We start from the raw sequence: 25,021 nt of genomic DNA, 5'->3' as shown, positions 1-25,021 counted from the left end.
GATTGCCGGCGGGCACTTCTGTGCCCGCGGCCACTCTCCTGCTGACGCTACGGGCGTCGCGTGTCCGTCACGCAGCTCGGGCATCTGACCGGTGCGCAGCTGCGCATCGGATCAATCTCAGGAGAGGCATCATGCTGGCGATCCAGGGTCTGAAATGCATCTACGACACCACCGGGCGGGGCTGGTCGATCGAACTCGTTCTCAAGGCCGACGGCGAGGAGGCGGTGCGTCGCTTCGACGTCGACGGGCCCGATGACGCCGAGATGCTGATCGAGGCCTTCGAGGATTCCTCGGTCAGCGCCTTTGATCCTGAAACCGGCGAGATCGTCTTCGGTTACGAATATCTCGATCTTGATACCGAGGACGAGGAGGACGAAGAGGCTGCCGAGGACGATGATGACGACGAGGATGACGAGAACGACGATTCGGCGGAAGATGCCGAAGACGACGAGAAGGTGAAGGCCTGAGTCTGGCACCGGATAAGACGAGCTCGGAGGAGTTCGCTCCTTCGGGCGTTCCCAGGCGGCAAGGCGCTCGCAGGACATGACCGGACGCGGCGTCAAGGGCCGCGACGGGGAAGAGGCATGACGCACGCATGACAAATCTGGAGAGCGAGATTCCAGCCGTGCCGCCGGTTCCCGTGATCGAGCCGGGTTCGCTGCCCGGCCCGCTCGGCAAGAAGCGCGGCATCTGCGCCATCAGCGGTCAGGAGATGGCGCGCAAAAACCTAGTCGAGATCGGTACGCTGCGCCCGGCGCTGGCCGATCACATCCGCGCCGACTTCCCGGACCTGCCCGACCACGCGCTGATCAGCCTGAAGGAGCTGTCGCGCTACCGGACGCGTTATGTCGAGGAGATCCTGCGCGAGGAGCACGGCGAATATTCCGACCTCGATCGGGAGGTGGCCGAGAGCATCGCCCGGCAGGAGACCATCGCCGAGAACGTCGAGGATGATTTCGAGGAGCATCGCACGCTGGGTGAACGCTTCTCTGACAATCTCGCGAGCTTTGGCGGTTCCTGGGCCTTCCTGATCAGCTTCGGTGTGGTGCTCGTCGTCTGGATGGCGATCAATGCCGCGATCGGGGAGGGCAAAGCCTTCGACCCCTATCCCTTCATCCTGCTCAATCTCGTCCTGTCCTGCCTCGCGGCGGTGCAGGCACCGATCATCATGATGAGTCAGAAGCGGCAGGAATCGAAGGACCGGCTGCGCTCGCTCAACGACTATCAGGTCAATCTGAAGGCCGAGCTCGAAATCCGGCACCTGCACGAGAAGATGGACCATCTGATCACGCGGCAATGGCAGCGCCTCGCCGAGATCCAGCAGGTCCAGCTCGAGATCCTGCAGGATACGCAGCTGCCGAAGGCCAGGCCGAAGCGGCGCAAGAAACCGGCGGCCAAGAAGAAGCGGGCAGTGCCGGTCGACGTTGTGGCGGAGGAAGCAGAAGCGCTTCCTCCGGCCAATCCCGAGCGGCAAGCCTAGGCTCAGGACCTATTAAATTGGTTTGATCTGTGATTCACGGTGTCTGGGAGGATGCCGTGATGGGTGATTTGTTTTTGCTGAGCGAGCGCCAGATGGCGAGGATATCGCCGCATTTTCCGCTCTCGCATGGCGTGCCGCGGGTCGACGATCGTCGCGTGGTGAGCGGCATCGTCTACGTCATCCGCAACGGCCTGCAGTGGAAGGACGCGCCCAAGGACTATGGCCCGCACAAGACGCTCTATAACCGCTTCATCCGCTGGAGCCGGCTCGGCGTCTTCGACCGCATCTTCGCCGGTCTTGCCGGCGAAGGGCCGAAGCCGGAGCGGATCATGATCGACGCGACGCATCTGAAGGCGCACCGCACGGCGGCGAGCCTGCTCAAAAAGGGGCTCTTCCCCGTCGTATCGGGCGCACCAAGGGCGGGCTGAACTCCAAGCTCCACACCGTCTGCGACGATACCGGCCGCCCGATCATCATGCTGCTCTCGGAAGGCCAGATGAGCGACCACAAGGGCGCAAGCCTCGTGCTCGTGGCCCTGCCGCCAGCCAAAACCCTCATCGCCGATCGCGGCTACGACAGCGCCGCGTTCCGCCAGGCGCTGGTCGCCAAAGGCATCGAACCCTGCATTCCATCGAGCAGAAGCCGGAAAACCCCTTATCCCTACGACAAGACGCTCTATCGCCAGCGCCACAAGGTCGAGAACCTCTTCGCCAAGCTCAAAGACTGGCGGCGCATCGCCACACGCTACGACCGATGCGCCCACACCTTCTTCTCGGCAATCTGTATCGCCGCTACCGTCATCTTCTGGCTCTGATCAACGAGTCCTGAGCCTAGTCGGCGCAGTCGCGTTCGGCAGGGCGGGCTTTTGCTTGACACCCCATCAGTCGGCCGATTTCTTCGTCGGCAAACGAATCTGATGGGAGGAAAATGGTGTTCGCTTCGCGTTTCGCGCCGGCCGGCGCGCTGATTGCTGGCCTTGTGCTTTCGGCCGCTACCCAGCCGGCCTTCGCCCAGGGGCAGGTCACGGTCTATTGCTCGATCCTCGAGGAGCAGTGCCGCGAAGGGGCGGCGATGTTCGAGAAGGCGACCGGGATCAAGGTCTCGATGGTCCGCAAGAGCACCGGCGAGGTCTATGCTCAGGTCAAGGCCGAGGCGAGCAATCCGCGTGGCGACGTCTGGTGGGGTGGGCCGGGCGAGCCGCATCTGCAGGCAGCCGACGAAGGGCTTCTGGACGAGTACAAGTCGCCGAAGCTGCCGGAGCTGCATGACTGGGCGCAACGCCATGCCGAGCAGGCCACGTTCCGCACCAACGGAATCTATCTCGGCGCGCTCGGCATCGGCTACAACACCGAGGTCCTGAAGAAGAAGGGCATCGCCGCTCCGAAATGCTGGGCCGATCTGCTCGATCCGAAGCTGCGCGACGAGGTCCAGATCGCCGATCCGAGCTCGTCCGGCACGGCCTATGTCTTCCTGGCGACGACGGTGCAGCGCCTCGGCGAGGAGAAGGGCTTCGAGTTCCTCAAGGACCTGCACAAGAACATCAGCCAGTACACCAAGTCCGGCATCGCGCCGGTGAAGGCGGCCGCGCTCGGCGAGACGGCTGTCGGCATCGCCTTCATCCATGACATGTTGACGCAGAAGCTGCAGGGCGCGCCGATCGAGACCGTCGCCCCCTGCGAGGGCACCGGCTACGAGACTGGCTCGGTCTCGATCATCAAGGGCGGCAAGAACCCCGAGGCCGCGCGCAAGTTCGTCGATTTCACGCTCTCGCCCGATGCGCAGAACATCAATGCGAAGCTGAAGATCAACTCGATCCCGTCGAACAAGAACGCGCTGCTCTCGCCGGATGCGCCGAAATTCGCCGAGATGAAGCTGATCGACTACGACACGCCGCGCTGGGGCTCCCCGGCCGAGCGTTCGCGCCTGCTCAAGAAGTTCGACAGCGAGGTCAAGGCGCTGCCGCGCTGAGGTGCCACGATCCCGAGAGCCTGGTAGAGCATCGGACCGAAAAGTGGAATCCACTTTTCGGGCAAATCCGATGCTAAGACAAACAGATAGATCGCCACGCCGCGTCCGATAGGACGCGCGGCGATCTAGCGCGCCCCCTGGTTTGTGCTACTAAGCTCCGGTCCGGGCTTTGAGCCTCGCGCTCCAGCCCCAGCCATGGGATCGCCGCATATGCTTCGCGCCACTTCCGTCCTTCGCAAGGCCGCCGTCCGCGCTGAGCGCGTCGTCGATACGCTCAGCCTTGGATATCAGGACCGCAACCGCAGCGGCGTCGCCGTGAAGGCTGCCGGCGGGCTCGAATTCGCGATCGATCTCGACAAGCCTGCGACGCTGAACGACGGCGATGCGCTGAAGCTGGAAGATGGCCGCCTCGTGCAGGTCAAGGCCGCTCCGGAAAGCCTGCTGGAAGTCCGTGCCGAGAACCCGCTGCGGCTGGCGCGCCTCGCCTGGCATCTCGGCGGCCATCACGTTCCGGCGGAGATGACGGCCGACGCGCTCTATGTTCCCAACCATCCGGCACTGACCGAGCTGGTGCGCGGGCAGGGCTGTTCGATGGCGGAAGTCGAGCGCCCGTTCCAGCCGGAACAGGAGATTCATCACCACGCCCACGGCGATGACTGCGGCTGCGGGCACGATCACCACCATCACGATCACGAACACGATCATGGCCATGCACATCACGGCCATGAGCATCATCGTCACGATGACGGCCATAAGCATGCACATGGCCATGAGCCGCATGGGCACGACCACCACCATCATGCTCACGGCGAGAGCTGCGGTTGCGGCCATGATCACGATCATCACGGCCATGAACATCATGACCATGGTCACGGCCATGGCACGGCGCATGGCCACAAGGGCCATTCGCACGATCACTGAGGCGAGAACACCGCGTCATGCTCGGGCTTGACCCGAGCATCTCCCGATCGAGATTCTCGGGTCGACGCTAGGCGCCGCCCGAGAATGACGGCTCGGAGCTGTCTTGAGCTCTTGCCAAGGCGGGGCTTCGGCCCGCCTTTCACGCCTCAGGCGACGTAGCCCTTCACCTGCGACAGCGTCGTCATCACGCCGCGCAGTTCCGCGAGACCGCGCAGGCGCCCGACTGCCGGGTAGCCCGGGAAGCTGCCCTTGCCGACATCGTCCAGCAGCTCATGGCCGTGGTCGGGCCGCATCGGGATGCGCCAGTGCGGGAGGCCGGCGGCGCGGCGGCGCTGCTCCTCGGCCATCAGCACATCGACCAGCGCGACCATGTCGGTGTCGCCGCCGAGATGGTCGGCTTCCATGAAGGAGCCGTCCGGGTCCTTGGCGACGTTGCGCAGATGCGCGAACCAGATCTTGTCGGCGAAGCGGCGTGCGATCCCCGGAACGTCGTTCTTCGGATTGGCGCCGAGCGAGCCCGAGCACAGCGTCAGACCGTTCGACGGGGAGTCGATCGAGTCGAGGATGAAGGCGATGTCCTCCTCGTCCGAGCAGATGCGGGGCAGGCCGAAGAGCGGGCGCGGCGGGTCGTCCGGATGGATGCACATCCGGATGCCGACTTCCTCGGCCGTCGGGATGATCGCTTCGAGGAAGCGCTTGAGATTGGCCCGCAGCTTGTCATGCGTCATGCCGCTATAGCGCTCGAGGATGCGGGCGAGGCCGGGCAGGTCGTAGCGGTCATAGGCGCCGGGCAGGCCGGCCATCACGCTGGCGAGCAGCCGGTCGCGATCGGCCTGCGTCGAGTGGTCGAACCAGGCCTTGGCCTTGTCCATCACCTCGGCGGAGTGGCCCTCGTCGGCGCCCTTGCGCTTGAGCATGAAGTGATCGAGCGCGACATATTCATGCAGGTTGAAGCGCAGCGCCGTGCCGCCGCCGGGCAGCTTGTGGGCGAGTTCGGTGCGGGTCCAGTCCAGCACCGGCATGAAGTTGTAGCAGATCACCTCGAGCCCGCAGGCGGCGAGGTTGCGCATCGACTGGCGGTAGTTCTCGAAGACGGTTTCGAGGTCGCCTTCGCCGATCTTGACGCTCTCATGGATCGGCAGGCTTTCGACCACCTTCCATTCCAGGCCGAAGCTCTTGTCGGAACGGATGATCGCCTGGCGTTTCTCGATCTCCTCGACGCTCCAGACCACGCCATAGGGGATCTGGTGCAGCGAATTCACGATGCCGGTCGCCCCGGCCTGCTTGGCCTGCGCCAGCGTCACCACATCGTCCGGCCCGAACCAGCGCCAGCATTGTTCCATCTTCGCGTTCCTTCGCGGTATTGTTCTGATCGTCCGGCCCGTCAGTCGAGCCGGATGGGTGGGGCCGAGCCGACAAAGGCGTCGACATGGTGGCGTGCGATGTTCTCGATCGCGGCGAAGACGGTGCGCAGATGGGCGCGCATCGCCTTCTCGGCCTGCGCCTCGTTGCCGTTGCTGATGCTCTCCGCGATGCCGCGATGCTCCCGCATGATCATGTCGGGCCAGCTTGCGCTTTCGAGCGACAGGCAGCGCACCCGGTCGAGCTGCGCCTTGACGCCCTCGATCAGGCTCCACACCGACGGATGGCCGGCAAGCCGCGAAATCTCGGCGTGGAAGGCATCATCATGGCGGAAGAAGGCGGCCTGGTCGCCGGTCGCGAGATCGCGTTCTTGTTGGCGGATATGCCGTTCCAACGTAGCCCTGCCGGCATCGTCGATATGCCTCGCGGCCAGCACGACCGTACGGCATTCCAAGGTCTCGCGCACGAACTGGCTGTCATGCACGGCGGCGATGTCGATCGGCGCGACGAAGGTGCCGACCTGCGGCACGACCGACAGGAAGCCTTCCTCGACCAGCCGCTTGAAGGCCTCGCGCACCGGCGTGCGGCTGACGCCGAAGCGCAGCGCCATCCGCGCCTCGGACATGGCTTCGCCCGGGCGCAGCGCGGCGCTCACGATCTCCACCCGCAGGGCGCGGTAGATCTGGTCTGTGCTCTGTCTTGCCGCGGGGGTGCCCATTGCCAAGCTCTGGTCGACTAGTATACTAGGATACCGACTAATCCGGCCCTGCGTCAATGTCGTAGCAGGACCAGATTGAGGAGCCGGTCTCGGAAGGCGGCGGCCCGGGACAAGATCAAAATAGCGCGAAAACGCGTCTGGAGGGAAAACCATGGGTCAGGACAGCATCAATCGGCGTCATTTCATTGGCGGCGTCGCAGGTCTGAGCGTTGCGGCGCATGCGCCGGGCGTCTTCGCGCAGCAGCTCAAGCTGCCGGCATCGCCGCTCACAATCAGCATCATCGACGTCGGCGGCGCGCTGGCGCTGGTTCAGGCGCCGCTCGAGAATTACGCCAAGGCAAACCCCAAGGCCGTCTCGCGGATGGTCTTCACCAAGGCCCCGGCGCCCGAGTTGCCGGCCAAGCTGAAGGCTCAGCAGAACGCCGGCCGTTCCGACATCGATTTCGTCATCGGCGGGCTCGACGTGTTGTCGGCAGGCATCGACCAGAAGCTCTGGGTCGATCTGCTGCCGCGCCTAGCGGCTGAGTTGCCGAAGCCGGAGGACATCTACCTCAAGCCGGCGCTGGCCATGCATAATCTCGGGCAGGGCCAGGCCATGGCGATGGTCTACTACCCCTCCGGGCCGCTGCTCGAATACATGCCCGACCGGGTCAAGACTCCGCCGACCACGGCCCAGGAGCTGCTCGACTGGACCAAGCAGAACAAGAACCGCTTCCTCTATGCCCGCCCGGCCAATTCCGGTCCCGGCCGCACCTGGATCATGGGGCTGCCCTACATCCTTGGCGACAAGGACCCGAAGGACCCGGAGAAGGGCTGGGACAAGACCTGGGCCTATCTGAAGGAGCTCGGGGAGAATATCGAGTACTATCCGGGCGGCACCGGCGCGACGATGAAGGAGCTTGGCGACGGCTCGCGCGACATGATCGTCAGCACGACGGGCTGGGACATCAATCCGCGCGTGCTGGGCATCGTGCCGAAGGAGGCCAAGATCCAGTCGCTCAAGGGCTTCCACTGGGTCACCGACGCCCAGTACATGATGATCCCGAAGGGCGTTTCCGACGAGAAGCTCGCCGTACTGCTCGATCTGATCCGCCACATGCTGACGCCCGCACAGCAGGCCTTCACCTATGACGAAGGCTATTTCTATCCGGGTCCGGCGGTGAAGGACGTGCCGCTCTCGATGGCGCCCGCCTCCAGCCAAAAGGCCATCGCGGAGTTCGGTCGTCCGGAATACGAGAAGCTGATCGCCGACAACCCGATGGAAACGCCACTCAACCCTGACAAGATGGTGGTGGCCTTCCGCATCTGGGACGAGCAGGTCGGCGGCGCCAAGAAGAAGTAAGACTGACTGCGGCGGCGGGCTTCGGCAGCAGTTCGAAACCCGCCGCCCGGCATCCTTCGACACCGTCATTTAAGATTCCGGAAGCCATGACCATCAACGCAGCTTCGTTTCGCGAGCTTCGGCTCGATCGCCTGAGCCGTGATTTCGGCACCCACAACGCGCTCAAGGACGTCTCGCTGACGATCGGCAAGGGCGAGTTCATTGCTTTGCTCGGGCCCTCGGGCTGCGGCAAATCGACGACGCTGAACCTGATCGCCGGTCTGCTGCCCGCGACCGGCGGCGGCATCTGGCTCGACGACAAGCGCATCGACCCTTTGCGGCCGGAAGAGCGCGGCTTCGGCATGGTCTTCCAGAACTACGCCCTGTTCCCGCATATGACGGTGAACAAGAACATCGGCTTCGGCCTCAAGATGCGTGGCGTGTCCAAGGCCGAGATCGACAAGCGCGTGGCCGAGGCTGCGGCGCTGGTGCGGCTCCAGGGCCAGACCGAGAAGCTGCCCGGCCAGCTTTCGGGCGGCCAGCAGCAGCGCGTCGCCATCGCCCGCGCTATCGTCGTCGAGCCGCCGCTCGTGCTGATGGACGAGCCGCTCTCCAATCTCGATGCCAAGCTGCGTCTCGAGATGCGCGCCGAGATCCGCCGCATCCACAACACGCTCGGCGCCACCACGATCTACGTCACCCACGACCAGGAAGAGGCACTCTCGCTTGCCGACCGCATCGTCGTGCTGCGTGATGGGCAGGTTCGCCAGGTCGGCACGCCGGAAGACCTCTTCCTGCGGCCCGACCATCTCGACGTCGCCGAGTTCATGGGCTTCCGCAACAAGGTGAAGGGCAAGGTCGCTTCGGCCGGCGAGGGCAGGGCGACGATTGCCGTCGGCGATGCGCAGCTTTCGGGTCGTGCCCGCGCGGCGGTCTCGGCCGGTGCTGACGGCACTCTGGCTATCCGCCCGGAGGACCTGCATCCCGTGGCAGCCGGCCAGCCCGGCCTCAAGGCCCAGGTCGTCTCGACCGAGTTCCGCGGCCGCGAGTTCGTCGGCTTCGCCCGTATGGCCGATGGCACGGACCTGTCCTTCCTGGCGCATGACAAGCTGTCGCCGGGCGAGGCGGTGACGCTGGCCGCCGACGCGGACCGCGTCCTCGTCTACGGAGGCGCGGCGTGACCACGGCGACCAACTCCATTCCGCTGAAGCAGAGGCTGGCCGCGCGCGGCTTCGACGGGCTGACCCTGCTCGTCGTGCCGGCGATCCTGTTCCTGCTGGCGCTGTTCATCTACCCGTTCCTCTACGGGCTCGTGCTCTCCTTCGAGCCGAAGGCCGGCGGCGTCTTCGCCAACTACCAGCGCTTCTTCTCCGATCCGTTCCTCTACGGCACGATCGCGACGACGCTTTGGCTCGCCCTGCCGGTGACGGTCGCGACGCTCCTGCTGGCGATCCCGATCGCCTTCCGCGTCCGGCTGATGCAGAACCAGCGCCTGCTGACGACCATCCTGGTCATCCCGATCACGCTCGGCACCGTGCTCGTCGCACAGGGGTTGCTGAACTATCTCGGCCCGCAAGGCTGGTTCAACCGCACGCTGATGACGCTCGGCCTCATCTCGACGCCGGTGAAGCTGCTTCACAACTACTGGGGCGTGATGCTGTCGCTGGTCATCACCGGCTTCCCCTTCACCTTCCTGCTGACGCTGTCCTATCTCTCCGGCATCGACCCGGCGCTGGAACAGGCGGGCGCGACGCTGGGCGCCGGCCCCTGGGAGCGCTTCAAGCACATTCTCCTGCCGCTGCTGCTGCCGGGCCTCGCCATCACCTTCTGCTTGAGCTTCGTGCAGGCCTTCTCGGTCTTCCCCTCGGCGGTACTGCTCGGCGCGCCCGCGGGGCCGACCCGCGTCATCTCGATCGCGGCCTATCAGGCGGCCTTCGAGGAATACGATTACTCGATGGCGTCTGCCGTCGCGATGATCATGGGGCTGGTGCAGCTCGCCATCGTCGTGGTGGTGCTGGCTGCGCGCGGCCTGCTCTATCGCGGCCCTGCCGGCGGCGGAAAGGGCTAAGAGCTCCTAGTGGGTCTCGGCATGGCCACGATGGGCTTTGGAGGAGACGAATGCCAGGAGAGACGCGCAGCCGATACCCATTGGTATCGGCGAGCAGGGTCGACGCCGCAGGCGGCCCTCCAAAGCCCACCTTCGGCGCCGGGAATTCGCCCGCCCGCCGCGTCGCAGCATTTGCCGATACCATAGGTATCGGCTGCACACTGCTCCTTGCGGAGCGAACGAATTGCCGGCGTCGCGGCCATGCCGAGACCCACTAGGAGCTCTTTCCGATGGTCAAGGATACCCGTCTCTCGACGAAGCTCTGGGCGGCCGCCAACTGGACGCTGATCGGCTTCTTCATCGTCAACCTCTTCGCGATGATCGCGACGGTGGTGACGTCCTCCTTCGCCACGCGCTGGCTCGGCACCTGGCTGCCGGCCGGCTGGACCACGCGCTGGTATTCGGCCGCCTGGGCGGAGTTCCAGCTCCACGACGTGCTGCTCGTGACCTTCCAGATCGTCTTCCTGGTGGTTGCGCTGTCCGGCCTGATCGGCGTGCCCGCGGCCTATGCGCTGGCGCGGCGGGATTTTCCGGGCAAGAAGCTGGTGATGCTGCTCTTCCTGCTGCCGCTCTTGGTGCCGCCGATCACCTTCGGCATCCCGCTCGCAACCGTGCTCTACCAGACCGGCTTCGCCGGCCAGATGTCGGGCGTGGTGCTGGCGAACCTGGTGCCGACAGTGCCTTTCGTCATCCTGGTGATGATCCCCTTCATCGAGCAGATCGACACCAAGATCGAGTCGGCGGCGCGTGTCTTCGGCGCCAACACCTTCAAGCTCTTCGTGCATGTGCTGCTGCCGCTCTTGATGCCCGGCATCCTCGCGGCGCTGCTGCTGGTGCTTGTCAGGACGCTCGCCATGTTCGAGCTGACCTTCCTGACGGCCGGCCCGACCAGCCAGACGCTTGTCGTCGCGCTCTACTATGCGGTCTTCGCCGCCGGCGTGCGCGCGGTGCAGTCGATCGACGCCATGGCGGTGATCTACATGATCACGACGCTAATCTGGCTGATCATCGCGTTGCGCTTCGTCAACCCGACGCAGATCGTCGCCCGCGCCAAGAAGTGAGGGCGACGGCTCGGGCGCGCAAAACCGGGCCGAATGCGTTAGGGGAGCGAGGCCAGAGAGACGCTTGAATTCTTGCTGCGACAGTGAATCCGACGCCGCCGGTGCGACAAAGGTCAGAGTCAAAAACTCGGTGTGAAGTTCCCATTTCAGACGGCCACCGGGGATGGTGCCGATACCGTGCCGTCCATCCTGGGTGCTCGATACATCGGATAAATCGGAGAAGGCTTCCGGTACCGCGGGAGGCCCCTGACTGCCCAGTATCGCGACATGCCACACATCGCTATCTCCTTCGAAATAGAGCGAAGGCCTCGCGTGCAACTCGTCGTGCAGCTCCGCACGCAGCGGGTGCTCGTTCAAGAGCTGAGAGCTCAGCCGGTCTGCAGTTGCCGTCATATTGAGCCGCTGGAAGTGATTGTCGTCATGCGACGCGCAACTCTTGTCGGTGGTCCCTGGCAGCGTCTAGGGGGCTCAGGCGAACTTTACGATCGACCCGCCTCCCGTCGCCTGGTCGGTCGGGAAGACTTCGAGGCGGGAGACGTCGACGAAATCCGGCAGCGAGATCACGGTCGCAATCAGGCTGGCAATGTTCTCGGGCAGGATCGCGCGATAGCCGTCATAGAGCGTCGCCTTTGCCGCCTCGGCGCCCAAAGCGGTTCGGTAGAGGTCGGTCTGGACCCGGCCGGGGACGATCTCGCTGACACGGATGCCGGTGCCGAGCAGGTCGCAACGCAGATTGTCGCAAAACAGGCTCAGGCCAGCCTTGGATGGTCCATAGGCACCCATGGAAGGGTAGGGCGCCCGCCCGCCGCTCGATCCCAAGTAGATGAGATGCCCATGCTTGCGTGTGACCATGCCGGGCAGCACGACGCGGGTCAGATGCATCGGCGCTTTGAGATTGATGTCGATCATCGCGTCGATCTCGACCGGGTCGATCTCGTCGAAGCGGGCGCGGGTCGACAGGATGCCGGCATTGTTGATCAGGATGTCGACCGGGCGATCGCCGAGTTGCGCCGTGACGGCCGCCATGTCGCGGACATCGGCCTCGATCGGCGTCGCGCCGCATTCTGCCTTGAGCTCAGCCAGCGCGGCCGCGTTGCGGCCCAGGGCGAGGACCTCCAGGCCCATCTCCCTCAGCTTGAGGACGGTGGCGCGACCGATGCCGCTCGTTGCGCCCGTGACCAGGGCGGTCGTTCCCCGGCCGGCCTCAGACTCAGACATAGATGTAGCCCCCGCTGACGACGACGTTCTCGCCGGTGGCATAGCTGTTGCGGCGGCTCGCCATCATGACAATCCACTCGGCCATCTCGGCCGGCTCGGCGGCACGGCCCAGCGCGCTCGCCTTGGCGAGCTCGGGCAGGAAGCCGAGTTCCTTGGCACGGTCGGTGGCGAAGCCGGCCGGCGCGACGGAATTCACCAGAATCTGGTCCTTGGCGCATTCCTGGGCGAAGGACTTGGTCAGGCTGACCACGGCCGCCTTGGTGGCGGCGTAATGGGCGTTTTGCGGATGAGCCTTGAAGGCATCGACCGAGGTGACGTTGACGATGCGCCCCGTCACATGCGGCAGCTCGACGAAGCGGCGCATATGCAGCACCGCAGCCACCATCATGTGATAGGTGCCCTTGATGTTGACGGCGTTTTCGAGATCCCATTCAGCGTCGCTGATATCGAGGATCGGCCGGCGCGGATAGATCGCGGCGCTGTTGACGAGGGCGTGGACGCGGCCGAGCTTGCCGGCAATAAGCTCAAAACCGGCATGAGCGCTGTCTTTCCGGCTGATGTCTGCGCTTGCAGTTGCGACCTCCGCGCCTAGGCTGGTCAGTTCGGCGGCGGCGAGCGCCAGCCTCTCTTCATTGAGGTCGATGAGACCGATCTTGGCCACACCGTCGCGGATCATGAGCTTGGCAGTGACGAGGCCGAGGCCCGACGCGCCTCCAACGATAACGACGGTCTGGTTTTGCATCGCTTTGTCCTGCGCCTCGGCTTGCAAAGGGGATGGCAGTAAGTATGATATCACTTATATGCCAAGTTGATTGCGTCACGCAATCCCTGCCGTGGAACCGTAGCGATGATACCTGCGCTGCCGTCGTTGACCAGAGAAGATGATCAACGCAGCGCGTTTCTGTCCGCATTGCAGGCGGCCGGGTTCGAGGGAGACTGGAGCCACGATCCCGCCAGCACGACCGTATTCGCGACGGACAATTCGATCTACCAGCTCGCGCCGCGGGCTATCTTGTTTCCGCGGGGCCGGGCCGATCTCGTCCTGATCGCCAGGCTTGCCGCGCAGCCCGCCTTTTCCGCGATCAAACTGACAGCGCGCGGAGGTGGGACCGGCACTAACGGTCAGTCGCTGACCGACGGCATCGTCGTCGACATGTCGCGCTACATGAACCGCATCCTGTCGATCGACCCTGTGCGGCGCCGCGCCATGGTCGAGGCCGGTGTGGTGAAAGATCAGCTGAACCGGGCGCTGGCGCCGCATGGGCTGTTCTTCGCGCCGGAGCTCTCGACCTCGAACCGGGCCACCATCGGCGGGATGATCAATACCGATGCCTGCGGTCAGGGGTCCTGTCTGTATGGCAAGACCAGCAACCACGTGGTGGCGCTGCAGGCCGTGCTGATGGGCGGAACCGAATGGTTGTCACGCCCGCTTGACCCCGAAGAATTGCGGGAGGTTCAGCAGCGGGACGACCGCATCGGTGAAATTTATCGCCTGGCCGATGCGATCGAGCACGAAAACCGGGATCTGATCGCGCAGCGCTTTCCGAAGCTCAACCGCTTCCTCACCGGTTATGATCTCGCGCATCTGCGCGGCGCGGATGGCGGGCTCAACCTGAACGCCATCCTGTGCGGAGCGGAAGGGACGCTGGCGCTGATTGGCGAGGCGGAGCTGAACCTGCTGCCGATTCCGCGCCACGCGGCCTTGATCAACATCCGTTATGACGATTTCGCCGCCGCCTTGCAGGATGCGCGCCTGCTGACGGAGCTCGGCGTCGCCTCGGTCGAGACCATCGATGGGAAAGTGCTCGGGCTCGCGCGCGGAGATATGGTCTGGCCCCGCGTCTCTGCCTTCTTTCCGGACGATCCGGCCGGCCCGGCGCAGGGGATCAATATCGTCGAAGTGCTGGGCGAGGACCTGGTCGCGCTGCAGGACAGCCTCGCCCGGATCGAGGCGGCGCTGGCCGCCCGCCCCGGCAAGGGCCGCAGAGGGCATAGGATCGCGCTGGAACGGGACGCGATCGACGCGATCTGGGCCATGCGCAAGCGTGCCGTCGGTCTCCTCGGCAATGTCGGCGGCGCGCGCCGCCCGCTGCCCTTCGTCGAGGATACGGCCGTTCCGCCGGAGCATCTCGCCGACTACATCGCCGAGTTCCGCGCCCTGCTCGACGCCGAGGGGCTCGATTACGGCATGTTCGGCCATGTCGATGCCGGCGTGCTCCATGTCCGCCCGGCGCTCGACCTCTCGGATCCGGCGCAGGAGCCGCTGATCCGCCGGATCAGCGATGCCGTCTTCGCCTTGACGCGCAAATATGACGGAGTGCTGTGGGGCGAGCACGGCAAGGGTCTGCGCTCGGAATATGTGCCGGAGATGTTCGGGCCGCTTTACCCGACCCTGCAGCGCTTGAAGGCGGCGTTCGATCCCAGCAACCAGTTCAATCCCGGCAAGATCGCGGCACCAGCGACCGGAGAGCTCGCCCGGCTCGACGCCATCCCGTTCCGCGGCTCCTTCGACCGGCAGATAAGGCGCGAGACGCGCAACGGCTTCGACAATGCCGCCTCTTGCAACGGCAACGGCGCCTGCTTCGACTTCGATGCCGATTCCGCGATGTGCCCCTCCTTCAAGGGCACGGGCGATCGGCGCTTCTCGCCGAAGGGCAGGGCGTCGTTGATCCGGGAATGGCTGCGTCGCCTGGCCGAGCAGGGGATCGATCCTCGGACCGAAGCGGAGCGTCTCCGTCGGACCTCAGCTTGGCGCAGCCTCCCGTCGCGGCTGCTCAACAGCTTGCGCGGGACGCGCGACGATGACTTCTCTCATCAGGTCCGCGAGGCGATGGACACCTGCCTCGCCTGCAAGGCTTGCGCCGGGCAGTGTCCCATCAAGGTCAATGTCCCGGCGTTCCGCTCGAAATTCCTCGAACTCTATTACGGCCGTTATCTGAGGCCGCTGAAGGATCCGCTGGTCGCCTCGATCGAGCACGTGCTCCCCGTGCTGGCGCGGTTCGGTAGGGTCTACAATCTGGTGGCGGCCAGCACTGTCGGGCGCGCGCTGACCGCCCGTTTCGGCCTGACTGGATTGCCGGTCCTGCCAAAGCTGTCGCTGATGCGGGAGCTCCGCCAGCGGGGCGTCGAGACCGCGCGGCCAGAGCGGCTGGAAGCCCTGTCGGATCAGAACAAGGCCAGGAGCGTAATCCTCGTCCAGGATGTCTTCACCAGCCATTTCGAGCCGCAGCTTGTTCTCGACGTCGTCGATCTGCTGCTGGATCTGGGCCTTCGGCCGTTCGTCGCGCCGCTGCGACCGAACGGCAAGGCACTGCATGTCCATGGCTATCTCGGCGCGTTCGAGCGGAACGCCGCGCGGACGGCGCAGGCTCTCGCGGCCTTGTCTCGCAGCGGCGTGCCGCTCGTCGGTCTCGATCCGTCGATGACGCTCTGTTACCGGCAGGAATATGCGGCGGCACTCGGGCCGGACAAGGCGCCCAAGGTGCTGCTGCCGCAGGAATGGCTCGCGGGCCAATCGGACCTCTTCGGCGATCTGAAGTTGGCTTCGGACCGGCATTACTATCTGCTGCCGCACTGCACCGAGCGGACGAATGCGGCGGCAGCCATCGACGGGTGGGGGGCGGTCTTTCACCAGCTCGGTCTTGCCCTTTCGGTCGCTCAGACGGGCTGCTGCGGCATGGCGGGCACCTTCGGCCATGAGGCGAAGAACCGCCCCCTGTCCGAGGCGATCTATCGGCTGAGCTGGCAGGAGAAGCTCGACACGCTGCCGCAGGGGCAGGTGCCGATGGCGACCGGATATTCCTGTCGTTCGCAGGTCAAGCTGATGGCAGGCGAGGTGCCGCGCCACCCGCTGCAGGTGCTGAAGGAGCTCGTGCGCCACCACAAGATCGTCTTGGCGCAAGCCGTATGATAGATGACATCTGAAGTGCTTCGGCTCATCGATTCCGCGGGAGGCGGACTGTCTTGAGCATCATCACCCAACGGGGAAACCTCGCCGAGATCGTTGCTTCGCAACTCTCGGAACGGATCGACGCCGGCATCTACCCGCCTGGCGACAAGCTGCCGTCGAGTGCTCAGCTCTGCGAGGAGTTCGGGGTGAGCCGTACTGTTATTCGCGAGGCCTTTGCGTCGCTGAAGGTGGGTGGGCGGGTGACAGCCCGGCAGGGCGCTGGCGTCTTCGTTTCCGAGCGCGAGACGCGACCGCTCAGCTTCGAGATCAGCAAGATCGATGACGTTCGTTCCGCCATGCAGATCCTTGAGTTGCGGCTCGGGGTCGAACTGCAGGCGGTGGCGTTGGCGGCGTCCCGCCGGACACCAGAGGCGCTGGCCGAGATTGCGCGCGCCTACGACCTCATGGACCGTCTCGACACGCAGGACGCAGAGGCAGAGGCGAAAGCCGATTTCGAGTTCCACCTCGCCATCGCCAGAGCGACGCGCAATCCGCACTTTCCTAGTTTCCTTGAGGCTGTAATGAGCGAGATCAGCTTCGATCTCGTCCTCAAGCGACGTGGCTTCTTCGGTGGGCCAGCCTACCTCAAGAAGGTCAATAAGGAGCACGCCGGGATCCTTGCCGCGATCACGCAAGGAGACGTCAAAGCCGCGAGGGCAGCGATGACGCAGCATCTCGAGGAAAGTCTCGCCCGCTATAGAAAGCTTCTCGAGGAAGCTCCATAGGCCGCTTTCCGTCTATCGCAGATCGAACATGCTCCTGTCGGGCGCGACAGGCTGCGGCATCGGGAGATGCTCGCTGCAGGCCGGCGGTCACCTTGCTCGCTGAAAGGTTGAAACGTGAAGCTCGGATTTGTCGGAACGGGGACGATCTCGTCTGCCGTCATCGCCGGCCTGGCAAAATCAAGCCTCGATATCGAGGAGGTGATCGTTTCGCCCCGCAATGCCGAGACGGCGGCGAGACTCTCCGAGCAACATGCCCTCGTCTCCGTCGGCAAGGACAATCAGGACGTGGTCGATCGATCACAGATTGTGTTTCTGGCGGTCAGGCCGCAGATCGCAGAGGCGGTGATCCGAGATATCCATTTTCGATCCGGGCAACATGTCGTCAGCTTCATCCCGGTCGTTTCGCCGGAGACGATTGCCGGATGGATTGGCGTGCCGGTGAAGATTACTCAGGCGCTGCCGCTTCCCTTCGTGGCGCACAGGCTGGGTGCCACGGCATTCTACCCGCCCGAGGAGACCATCTCCGCGATTTTCTCCGCTCTCGGGACCGCCGTTGCCGTCACGGACCGGCGGGAATACGAGCTGCTGACGACAGGCAGCGCCTTGATGGGCACCTATTTCGGCATTCTGGAGAGCGCAGAGCGCTGGCTCACCGAAAGTGGCGTTCCGTCCCTCCAAGCCCATGCCTATTTGCGGCAACTATTCACTGGCCTCGCTTATGCGACGGCGGTCTCTCCGAACGCTGCCTTTGCGGAACTGCGCTCCGAATTCTCGACAAAGGGCGGGCTGAACGAGCAGATCTTCCGGGACTTCCAGGGGAGCGGCGGAACGGCTGCGCTGGAGGGCGCTCTGGCGGGCGCCTTGGCGCGAGTCCGAGGCGGATAAGGGGCGCGTGGCGCCTCACGCCGCAGAACCGGCAGATGCCGATGGATGGTCATGCACCCGCGAAGGTTTGATACCTTACGAAGGCGTTTCAACAAGCTGCGCAAGGACGTCGATCAACCTTTCCGGCGTGGAGCAGGGAATGACGCCGAGAGCCGCCAGCTCGGGGGCAACATCGACCGGCAACCCGGTATTGGAGCTGTCCGGAACCTGATTGAGCCGGCCGCCGAGACAGAGCGGGATCGCCCGATCGGCCTTGGCGAGCGCGGCCTTGACCTCTTCGGCATAGCGCAGCGCGATGCCGTTATAGGTGCTGACCGCCAGCAAGCGGCAATCCGCGGCAAGGGCCGTGGCGACGAGATCGTCGGGATCGGTCGAGGTGCCTGCATCGACGACCTCGGCGCCGAGACGCAGCAGGATCTGCTCGATCAGGTTCTTGCCGTGCTCATGCACGTCGCTGCTGGCGATGCAGACTTTCGGAGCTTCAGCAGCCAGCCGCGCCCGCAGGGGCGGCGCGACACCGGCAAGCCAATCCTCCGCGGCGTGCTCGAGTTCCTCGACCCATTCGGCGAGGACGAACGGCCGCCGCCCGCTCCATTGGCCACGATCGGGTGAGCCGGCGCCATACAGGACCTCAAGCCGCCGCGGCCCGGTGCGCCGCAAGGCGAGCATGAACTGGGCCGGGTCGCGGATGTCGATCCCGGCCTCCGCGAACCCCGTCAGAATCCGAGCTGCGAAAATGCGCGCGCCGTCGATCAGCCTGGCCGCCATCCCATCGACCGCGGCAAGGTCGATCAGGGCCCGGCTCGTGCCGGCATGCTCGGCGAGACGGTGGGCAAAAATCTGGGCATCGACGATCTCTTCGATATCCGGAATGCGCTGGTTCTCTGTCACCGGGATAGGGTTGATGGCGTGGCCGCTCGGCCGCCGTTGCAGCGCCCAGATATCGGCCTGCAGATAACTGGCGAGGCTGGCGAAGTTGCCGGCAGGCGTGGATTTGTAGCTGACCGTATTGCCGAAGATCATGCTGCCCGGCGTGGTGGTGAGCTGCGTGAGCGCATGGTGGAAGGCCAGGCGCATCAACGGCGCCGTGAAGTGATGGCCGTAGCAGTGCGCCAGGCGGGCGCCGATCAACTCCTCGACGAGGTATTTTTCGATCAGCACCATTCCGAGTGCGGAACTCATATCGGCAAGCAACCCGGCAAAGCCATCGTCGAGATTGGAGTGGACGAGCATTTCAACCGGCTGGGCCGCGATCAGCCCAAGCGCCGTCACCGTAGCCTCGGTCGTGGCGACGTCATCATCCCAGTTCGGCAACCGGAAGGTGAAGTACTGGCCGAGATTGCCGATCGTCGTCGCGCCCGCCGCTAGGGCGCTTCTCGTATTCTCGACCGCGCCCGGCAGCCCCAGCATGAAATCGCCGAAATGAGCTGCGGCCGGGACGGCTCCGGTGATGCGCGCGAAATCCTCAGGCCCCGACAGGACGATGCCGGTTCCGCGTGACCGCCGCGCGCGCTCCGCCTCCGGATAGCCCATCGACCAGTCGAGTGTGATGCCGAAGCGATCGACGATGACCCCCTGTTTCGTGGTGGTTTCGTGGACTTCGCGGATGGCGTCGAGAGTCCGCTCGACGCTCCGGAAACCGATATGCGCATGCTGCGCGATCCGGGGATCGGCCATCATGCGACGCTTGTACTCGGCCTCGCACGACACCTGCATCTCATCCAGGAAAGCGTTGCGGCCGACCGACCAGTGCCGCGCCATGGCGCGGCCGGCGGCCAGCAGTTCCGAGCCTGGCGCCAGGCGCGGAGAGACGAGAGCCTCCAACGAGGGGAGGCGGAGAGCCTGCCCATCCTGACTGCCGACCATCGCGCTTCCTCCCTGCATCTCGACCCGGTGCCGGCATATCACCTGCCGGGAAAGCCGAGGTCTCTCTCGTCCCGCCCGACCGCCAGCGGCCGTCGCTTGACACCATATTAATATATCACTTATCATACAACTGCTAAGGCTGACGGGCGTCGAGCGCCTTTGGTGGGACTGTGGGGTGCCGCTGCTCGCGCCGGGGCAGGGCAATGCGCGCCGTCGGTCTGGCCAACATCATATTCCGGGGAACAAGCCGATGAAGACGATCACGAAATTCTCGCTGGCGACCAGTCTTGCGGCGATGCTGCTGACGGCTTCGGCGTCTTATGCCGCCGATACGATCAAGATCGGCGTGGCCGGGCCGATGACCGGCGCCAATGCCACCTTCGGCGAGCAGATCTGGTCCGGCGCCTCGGCCTTCATCAAGGATGTGAATGCGTCGGGCGGCGTCGGCGGCAAGAAGATCGAGCTGGTGAAGGGCGATGATGCCTGCGAGCCCAAGCAGGCCGTCGCCGTCGCCAACCGCTTCGTCGACCAGGACAAGGTCAATGCGGTGGTGGGTCATTTCTGTTCGTCGAGCACGATCCCGGCCTCCGAGATCTATTCCGACGCCGGCATTCTCATGGTGACGCCGGCTTCGACGAATCCGATCGTCACCGATCGCAAGCTGGAGAACATCTTCAGGACCTGCGGACGCGACGATCAGCAGGCTGTCGTGGCCGGCGCCTATATTCTCGACACGCTGAAAGCGGATAAGATCGCCCTGATCCACGACAAGGATACTTACGGGCAGGGTTTGGTCGATGCGCTGAAGCGGACGCTCGCGGAGCGCGGCGTGGCGCCGGTGCTCTATGAAGGGCTGACGCGCGGCGAGCGCGACTTCAACGCGCTGGTGACGAAGATCAAGAGCTCGGGCGCGACGGCGATCTATTTCGGCGGCCTGATCCCCGAGGCCGGCCCCCTGATCCGCCAGATCCGCGAACAGGGGCTGACGGCCAAGTTCATCAGCGGCGACGGCATCGCGCAGAAGGAACTCGTTGCCGCCGCCGGCGGCGCCAAGTTCCTCAAGGACGCCTATTATTCCTCGGCGGCCGACCCGCGCAAGGATCCCGACGCCGCCGAGGCGCAGGCCGCGCTGAAGAAGGCCGGCATCGCGCCCGACAACTACACCCTCTACGGCTACGCCTCCGCGCAGGCCGTCGTCGACGCTCTCAAGGGCACGAATGGCGGCGACGTCAAGGCGCAGATCGCCTGGCTGCGCAAGGCCTCGGTCAAGACCGCGGTCGGTCAGCTCGGCTGGGACGCCAAGGGCGACGTCAAGGGCTTCAAATGGGTGTTCTACACCTTCGACGACAACGGCAACGCCATTCCCGCGAAGTGATGCTCCCCGGGCCGGCCGGGCTCTTCTAGAGCGATTTTCGATCAGGCTGGATCGCAGAGGCCGTCATTGCGAGGAGCGAAGCGACGAAGCAATCCAGGAGCGGCAGAACTCTACGTCCCCCTGGATTGCTTCGCTGCGCTCGCAATGACGGTTCCACCTGATCGAAAAGCGATCCAAACCCGGCCGGCTCGCTTTCCGATCGTCACTCAACAGGCGGGGTATGGCATGAGCTTCCACATTCTCGCCCAGCAGCTCGTCAACGGCATTACGCTGGGTTCGATCTACGGCCTGATCGCCGTCGGCTACACTATGGTCTACGGCGTCATCAGGATGATCAACTTCGCCCATGGCGACGTCTACATGGTGTCGGCCTATATCGCGGCGATCACCTTGGCCGTGCTGCATTATTTCGGGATCGACTCGGTTCCGTTCGCGGTCATCTCGGTTCTCGTCATCACCTGCTTCATCACCGGCATCTATGGCTGGTCGATCGAGCAGGTCGCCTATCGGCCGCTGCGCGGCTCGACGAAGCTTGCTCCCCTGATCTCGGCGATCGGCATCTCGCTGATCCTGCAGAGCTATGTCCAGATCTCCCAGGGCGCGCGCGACCAGGGCGTCCCCGTGCTCATCGAAGGGACGATCCGGGTCGGGACCGCGCAGGACTTCGCCCAGATCACCTATATGCAGCTCATCATCCTGGTTGCGTCCTTCGTGGCCATGGCGATCCTGACCTATCTGATCGGCCACACGAAGATCGGCCGGCATTGCCGGGCCACGCAGCAGAACCGGCATATGTCGGCGGTGCTGGGCGTCAACACTGACCGCATCATCTCCACCGTGTTCGTCATCGGCGCGGCCACCGCCGCCGTCGGCGGCGTGCTCGTCACCTTGAACTACGGCTCCTTCAATTTCTTCATCGGCTTCGTCATGGGCATCAAGGCCTTCACGGCCGCGGTGCTCGGCGGCATCGGCTCGCTGCCGGGGGCGATCCTCGGCGGCTTGCTGCTGGGCCTGACCGAAGCGCTCTTCGCCGGCTATGTCAGCACCGACTACAAGGATGTCTTCGCTTTCGGCCTTCTGATCGCGCTGCTGCTGTTCCGCCCCTACGGCCTGCTCGGCCGCCCCGAAATTCAGAAGGTGTGAGCGATGGACACATCATCCCGCGCGTCCATGCCGCTCGCGCTGCTCAAGGAAGCGGCTTACACCTTCGTCATCGCCCTGATCGTCTTCGGGCCGATCTCCGGCCTGGTTCTCGAAGGCTTCACCTTCTCCAGCCATCTCGTGCGCCCGCTGGTCATCGCCGCGATCGTCGCGCTCGGGCGCGTGCTCGTCACGCTCGCGCTGGCAAGCAGGCCGGGACAGCGTCTCGCCAAGCTTCTGTCGCGAACGACGGGGGGCGGGGTGACGGTCGCCTCGGGCCGGGAAAAATCGCCGCTGCTTGCTCTTGCCCTGGTCTTCGCGGCGGGGTTGGCCTTTCCGTTCTTCGCGGACAAGTACTGGCTCGGCATCGCCATCCTGGCGCTGATCTATGTTCTGCTTGGGTTGGGTCTCAATATCGTCGTCGGGCTCGCCGGGCTGCTCGATCTCGGCTTCGTCGCCTTCTATGCGGTCGGCGCCTATCTGCTGGCGCTGGGCTCGCAATATCTCGGGCTGGGGTTCTGGGGAGCGCTCGCGCTCGCCCCGCTGCTGGCCGGTTTTTGCGGCATGGTGCTGGCCTTTCCCGTCCTGCGGATGCATGGCGACTATCTGGCGATCGTGACGCTCGGCTTCGGCGAGATCATCCGTCTCGTGCTCACCAATTGGCTGGAGTTTACCGGTGGGCCGAACGGGGCTCCGGTTCCTTCGCCGACCATATTTGGCCTCGAATTCACGCGCGCGGCCCGGCAGGGCGGCACGCCGTTCCACGAATTCTTCGGCCTTCGCTACAGCGCTGACTACAAATTCTGGTTCATCTATCTCACCCTGTTCCTGGTCGTCTGCGCGGTCGTCTACATTGTCGCGCGGCTGCGGGCGATGCCGATCGGGCGGCTCTGGGAGGCGCTGCGCGAGGACGAGATCGCCTGCCGCTCGCTCGGTGTGAACGCGGTCACGACGAAGCTCTCGGCTTTCATGCTCGGCGCTTCGACGGGCGGCATCGCCGGCGTGTTCTTCGCCGTGCATCAGGGCTTCGTGAACCCGACCTCGTTCACTTTCTTCGAGTCGGCCCTGATCCTGGCGATCGTCGTGCTCGGCGGCCTCGGCTCGACGCGCGGTGTCATCGCCGCCGCGATCGTCCTGACCATTCTGCCGGAAGTTCTGCGCGACTTCGCCGAATACCGCATTCTGGTCTTCGGCATTCTGATGGTGGTGATGATGATCTGGCGGCCGCGCGGCCTCGTTCGCATCACGCGTCCCGCCTTCTTCCCATCCGCCGCGCGTCAGCCGCAGAGCATCGCAACGCTCGAACCCGCGGGAGCCGCCCCATGACCGCTCCCGTCCTCAGCGTCGAGAACGTCACGATGCGCTTCGGCGGTCTCGTGGCCAACCAGAATGTCAATTTCGCCGTCGAGCGCGGCTCGATCACCGCGCTGATCGGTCCCAACGGCGCCGGCAAGACCACGCTGTTCAACTGCATCACCGGCTTCTACCGCGCCAGCGAGGGGCGGATCCTCCTCAATGCCGACGGCCAAAGCCGCGATATCGGCGCGCTGCTGGCGACGCCCGTGGTCGGCGGCTCGCATCTGGTCACGCGGGCCGGCATCGCCCGCACCTTTCAGAACATCCGCCTGTTCAAGGAGATGTCGGTCGTCGAGAATCTCCTGATCGCCCAGCATCTGCGCACCAACGGCAATCTGCTGAGCGGCGTCCTGAAGACGCCGGCCTTTCGGCGCGCCGAAGCGGAAGCCGTGGACCGCGCCTATTACTGGCTCGGGCAGATGAATCTCGCCGATGACGCCAATCGGCTGGCGGGCGAATTGCCCTATGGCCGCCAGCGTCGCCTCGAGATCGCGCGGGCGATGTGCACCTCTCCCACGCTGATTTGCCTGGACGAGCCGGCAGCCGGCCTGAACTCGGCCGAGACGGTCGAGCTCTCGAAGGTGATCCAGCGCCTGCGCGAGGAGCATGACCTGACCGTGATGGTCATCGAGCACGACATGCATCTGGTCATGAGCATATCGAGCCATGTCGTGGTTCTCGATCATGGCGTCGTCATTGCCGACGGCACGCCGCAGCGGGTCGCGGCCGACCCGGCGGTGATCGCGGCCTATCTCGGCGTCGAGGAGAAGGAGGTCGCGCCATGAATGCTGCCGGCGGGCAAGGCCAGGCGCTGCTGGAACTGCAGGGCGTCGACGCTCATTACGGGCCGGTGCAGGCGCTGCGCGGTGTCGATCTGCGGGTCGACAAGGGCGAGATCGTCAGCCTGATCGGCGCGAATGGGGCCGGGAAGACGACCTTGCTCTCGGCGATCTTCGGAGCGCCCCGGATCTCGGCCGGACGCATTCTGCACCGCGGAGAAGACATCTCGCGCCTACCCACCAACAAGGTGGCGGGACGAGGAATCGCGCTCGTCCCCGAAGGCCGGCAGATCTATCAGGAGATGAGCGTCGAGGAGAATCTGATGATGGGGACTACCGCCATCGGGATGGAGCGCTACGAGGAGGATCGCGACGCCATGTTCGATCTCTTCCCGCGGCTCAAGGAGCGCCGCAACCAGGTCGCGGGAACCATGTCGGGCGGCGAGCAGCAGATGCTTGCGGTGGCCCGGGCGATGATGGCGCGGCCCGAGCTCATCCTGTTCGATGAGCCTTCGCTCGGCCTTGCCCCGCTGGTGGTGAAACGGATCTTCGAGGTGCTTGCCGAGATCGCGGCCATGGGAAAGACGATCTTTCTCGTCGAGCAGAACGCCAATCTCGCGTTACGCCTGTCGCATCGCGCCTACGTGATGGTGACCGGCCGCATCCAGATGTCCGGTGCCAGCGCGGCCCTGCTCGACAATGCCGACGTGCGCAACGCCTATCTCGGCGTGCACTGAATTCAAATTTGAACCTTGGGATCGGCTTTTGCTGATCCTGACCTTGTCATTTC

23 protein-coding genes are annotated in these 25,021 nt (G+C 64.8%); 17 read left to right on the top strand and 6 right to left on the bottom strand.

Annotation, left to right across the window (positions count from 1 at the left end):
- Positions 1–131 precede the first annotated feature (131 nt).
- From FQV39_RS33125 to FQV39_RS10840, 5 genes are all read left to right on the top strand, one after another.
- Positions 132–467, top strand: a complete 336-nt coding sequence (locus FQV39_RS33125; protein WP_187640241.1) for a hypothetical protein — start codon at positions 132–134, stop codon at positions 465–467.
- A 128-nt stretch (positions 468–595) separates the two neighbouring features.
- Positions 596–1,480, top strand: a complete 885-nt coding sequence (locus FQV39_RS10855) for a DUF1003 domain-containing protein (protein ID WP_149130297.1) — start codon at positions 596–598, stop codon at positions 1,478–1,480.
- Between the two features lie 59 nt (positions 1,481–1,539).
- A protein-coding gene (locus tag FQV39_RS10850) for an IS5 family transposase (RefSeq protein ID WP_149129006.1) occupies positions 1,540–2,294 on the top strand; the annotation gives its coding sequence in 2 pieces (ribosomal slippage) (positions 1,540–1,873 and positions 1,873–2,294; 756 coding nt in all).
- 113 nt (positions 2,295–2,407) lie between these two features.
- Positions 2,408–3,448, top strand: coding sequence for an ABC transporter substrate-binding protein (locus FQV39_RS10845; RefSeq protein WP_149130296.1), 1,041 nt, complete (start codon positions 2,408–2,410; stop codon positions 3,446–3,448).
- Positions 3,449–3,643: 195 nt separating this feature from the next.
- Positions 3,644–4,369: an urease accessory protein UreE gene (locus FQV39_RS10840; protein WP_349238588.1), complete on the top strand. Its 726-nt coding sequence runs from the start codon at positions 3,644–3,646 to the stop codon at positions 4,367–4,369.
- A gap of 146 nt (positions 4,370–4,515) precedes the next feature.
- Here FQV39_RS10840 and uxuA read toward each other — a convergent pair whose 3' ends face one another.
- Positions 4,516–5,712, bottom strand: coding sequence for a mannonate dehydratase (uxuA, locus tag FQV39_RS10835; RefSeq protein ID WP_149130294.1), 1,197 nt, complete (start codon positions 5,710–5,712; stop codon positions 4,516–4,518).
- 41 nt (positions 5,713–5,753) lie between these two features.
- On the bottom strand, positions 5,754–6,449 hold the full coding sequence (locus tag FQV39_RS10830; RefSeq protein ID WP_149130293.1) for a GntR family transcriptional regulator: 696 nt from the start codon (positions 6,447–6,449) through the stop codon (positions 5,754–5,756).
- Positions 6,450–6,600: 151 nt separating this feature from the next.
- Between FQV39_RS10830 and FQV39_RS10825 the strand changes: the two genes are divergently transcribed.
- From FQV39_RS10825 to FQV39_RS10810, 4 genes are all read left to right on the top strand, one after another.
- On the top strand, positions 6,601–7,791 hold the full coding sequence (locus FQV39_RS10825) for an extracellular solute-binding protein (RefSeq protein ID WP_149130292.1): 1,191 nt from the start codon (positions 6,601–6,603) through the stop codon (positions 7,789–7,791).
- Positions 7,792–7,883: 92 nt separating this feature from the next.
- Positions 7,884–8,951 carry an ABC transporter ATP-binding protein gene (locus tag FQV39_RS10820; protein ID WP_187640318.1) on the top strand — a complete coding sequence of 356 codons (1,068 nt, stop codon included), beginning with the start codon at positions 7,884–7,886 and terminating at the stop codon, positions 8,949–8,951.
- Positions 8,948–9,838 (top strand): ABC transporter permease, encoded by an 891-nt coding sequence (locus FQV39_RS10815; RefSeq protein ID WP_149130290.1) that lies wholly within the window; start codon positions 8,948–8,950, stop codon positions 9,836–9,838. Before FQV39_RS10820 ends, FQV39_RS10815 begins: the two co-directional genes overlap by 4 nt.
- Positions 9,839–10,107: 269 nt before the next feature.
- Positions 10,108–10,938: an ABC transporter permease gene (locus tag FQV39_RS10810; protein WP_149130289.1), complete on the top strand. Its 831-nt coding sequence runs from the start codon at positions 10,108–10,110 to the stop codon at positions 10,936–10,938.
- Here FQV39_RS10810 and FQV39_RS10805 read toward each other — a convergent pair.
- The 3 genes from FQV39_RS10805 to FQV39_RS10795 all read right to left on the bottom strand — a co-directional run bounded on the left by FQV39_RS10805 (position 10,870) and on the right by FQV39_RS10795 (position 12,898).
- Positions 10,870–11,331: a DUF3422 family protein gene (locus tag FQV39_RS10805; RefSeq protein WP_149130288.1), complete on the bottom strand. Its 462-nt coding sequence runs from the start codon at positions 11,329–11,331 to the stop codon at positions 10,870–10,872. The genes FQV39_RS10810 and FQV39_RS10805 overlap by 69 nt on opposite strands.
- 75 nt (positions 11,332–11,406) lie before the next feature.
- The gene (locus FQV39_RS10800; protein ID WP_149130287.1) at positions 11,407–12,156 is read right to left on the bottom strand and encodes an SDR family oxidoreductase; all 750 of its coding nucleotides are present in this window, start codon (positions 12,154–12,156) and stop codon (positions 11,407–11,409) included.
- Entirely contained in the window at positions 12,149–12,898 is a 750-nt protein-coding gene (locus FQV39_RS10795) for an SDR family NAD(P)-dependent oxidoreductase (protein WP_149130286.1), read from the bottom strand. Before FQV39_RS10795 ends, FQV39_RS10800 begins: the two co-directional genes overlap by 8 nt.
- Positions 12,899–13,003: 105 nt before the next feature.
- Between FQV39_RS10795 and ydiJ the strand changes: the two genes are divergently transcribed.
- The 3 genes from ydiJ to FQV39_RS10780 all read left to right on the top strand — a co-directional run bounded on the left by ydiJ (position 13,004) and on the right by FQV39_RS10780 (position 17,715).
- On the top strand, positions 13,004–16,066 hold the full coding sequence (ydiJ, locus tag FQV39_RS10790) for a D-2-hydroxyglutarate dehydrogenase YdiJ (RefSeq protein WP_149130285.1): 3,063 nt from the start codon (positions 13,004–13,006) through the stop codon (positions 16,064–16,066).
- A 53-nt stretch (positions 16,067–16,119) separates the two neighbouring features.
- Positions 16,120–16,830, top strand: a complete 711-nt coding sequence (locus tag FQV39_RS10785; protein ID WP_149130284.1) for a FadR/GntR family transcriptional regulator — start codon at positions 16,120–16,122, stop codon at positions 16,828–16,830.
- A 114-nt stretch (positions 16,831–16,944) separates the two neighbouring features.
- Complete coding sequence (locus FQV39_RS10780) at positions 16,945–17,715, top strand: pyrroline-5-carboxylate reductase (RefSeq protein WP_149130283.1); 771 nt, start codon at positions 16,945–16,947, stop codon at positions 17,713–17,715.
- A gap of 75 nt (positions 17,716–17,790) precedes the next feature.
- Here FQV39_RS10780 and FQV39_RS10775 read toward each other — a convergent pair whose 3' ends face one another.
- Positions 17,791–19,581, bottom strand: a complete 1,791-nt coding sequence (locus FQV39_RS10775) for a cobalamin-dependent protein (protein ID WP_149130282.1) — start codon at positions 19,579–19,581, stop codon at positions 17,791–17,793.
- A 250-nt stretch (positions 19,582–19,831) separates the two neighbouring features.
- Here FQV39_RS10775 and FQV39_RS10770 point away from each other — a divergent pair, with 250 nt between their 5' ends.
- The 5 genes from FQV39_RS10770 (at position 19,832) to FQV39_RS10750 (ending at position 24,968) form a co-directional block, all read left to right on the top strand.
- A complete protein-coding gene (locus tag FQV39_RS10770; protein ID WP_149130281.1) occupies positions 19,832–20,956 on the top strand; it encodes an ABC transporter substrate-binding protein in 1,125 nt (374 codons plus the stop codon).
- A gap of 225 nt (positions 20,957–21,181) precedes the next feature.
- On the top strand, positions 21,182–22,099 hold the full coding sequence (locus FQV39_RS10765; RefSeq protein WP_149130280.1) for an ABC transporter permease subunit: 918 nt from the start codon (positions 21,182–21,184) through the stop codon (positions 22,097–22,099).
- 3 nt (positions 22,100–22,102) lie between these two features.
- Positions 22,103–23,422 (top strand): high-affinity branched-chain amino acid ABC transporter permease LivM, encoded by a 1,320-nt coding sequence (gene livM, locus FQV39_RS10760; RefSeq protein WP_149130279.1) that lies wholly within the window; start codon positions 22,103–22,105, stop codon positions 23,420–23,422.
- On the top strand, positions 23,419–24,237 hold the full coding sequence (locus tag FQV39_RS10755; protein ID WP_149130278.1) for an ABC transporter ATP-binding protein: 819 nt from the start codon (positions 23,419–23,421) through the stop codon (positions 24,235–24,237). Before livM ends, FQV39_RS10755 begins: the two co-directional genes overlap by 4 nt.
- Positions 24,234–24,968 (top strand): ABC transporter ATP-binding protein, encoded by a 735-nt coding sequence (locus tag FQV39_RS10750; RefSeq protein ID WP_149130277.1) that lies wholly within the window; start codon positions 24,234–24,236, stop codon positions 24,966–24,968. The genes FQV39_RS10755 and FQV39_RS10750 overlap by 4 nt, the downstream gene beginning before the upstream one ends.
- Positions 24,969–25,021: the final 53 nt, after the last annotated feature.

It is taken from the genome of Bosea sp. F3-2, from assembly GCF_008253865.1.
In the GTDB taxonomy this organism is placed as follows: domain Bacteria; phylum Pseudomonadota; class Alphaproteobacteria; order Rhizobiales; family Beijerinckiaceae; genus Allobosea.
The sequence above is the reverse complement of the archived record's forward strand: the minus strand, read 5'-3'. Positions and strand labels throughout refer to the sequence as shown.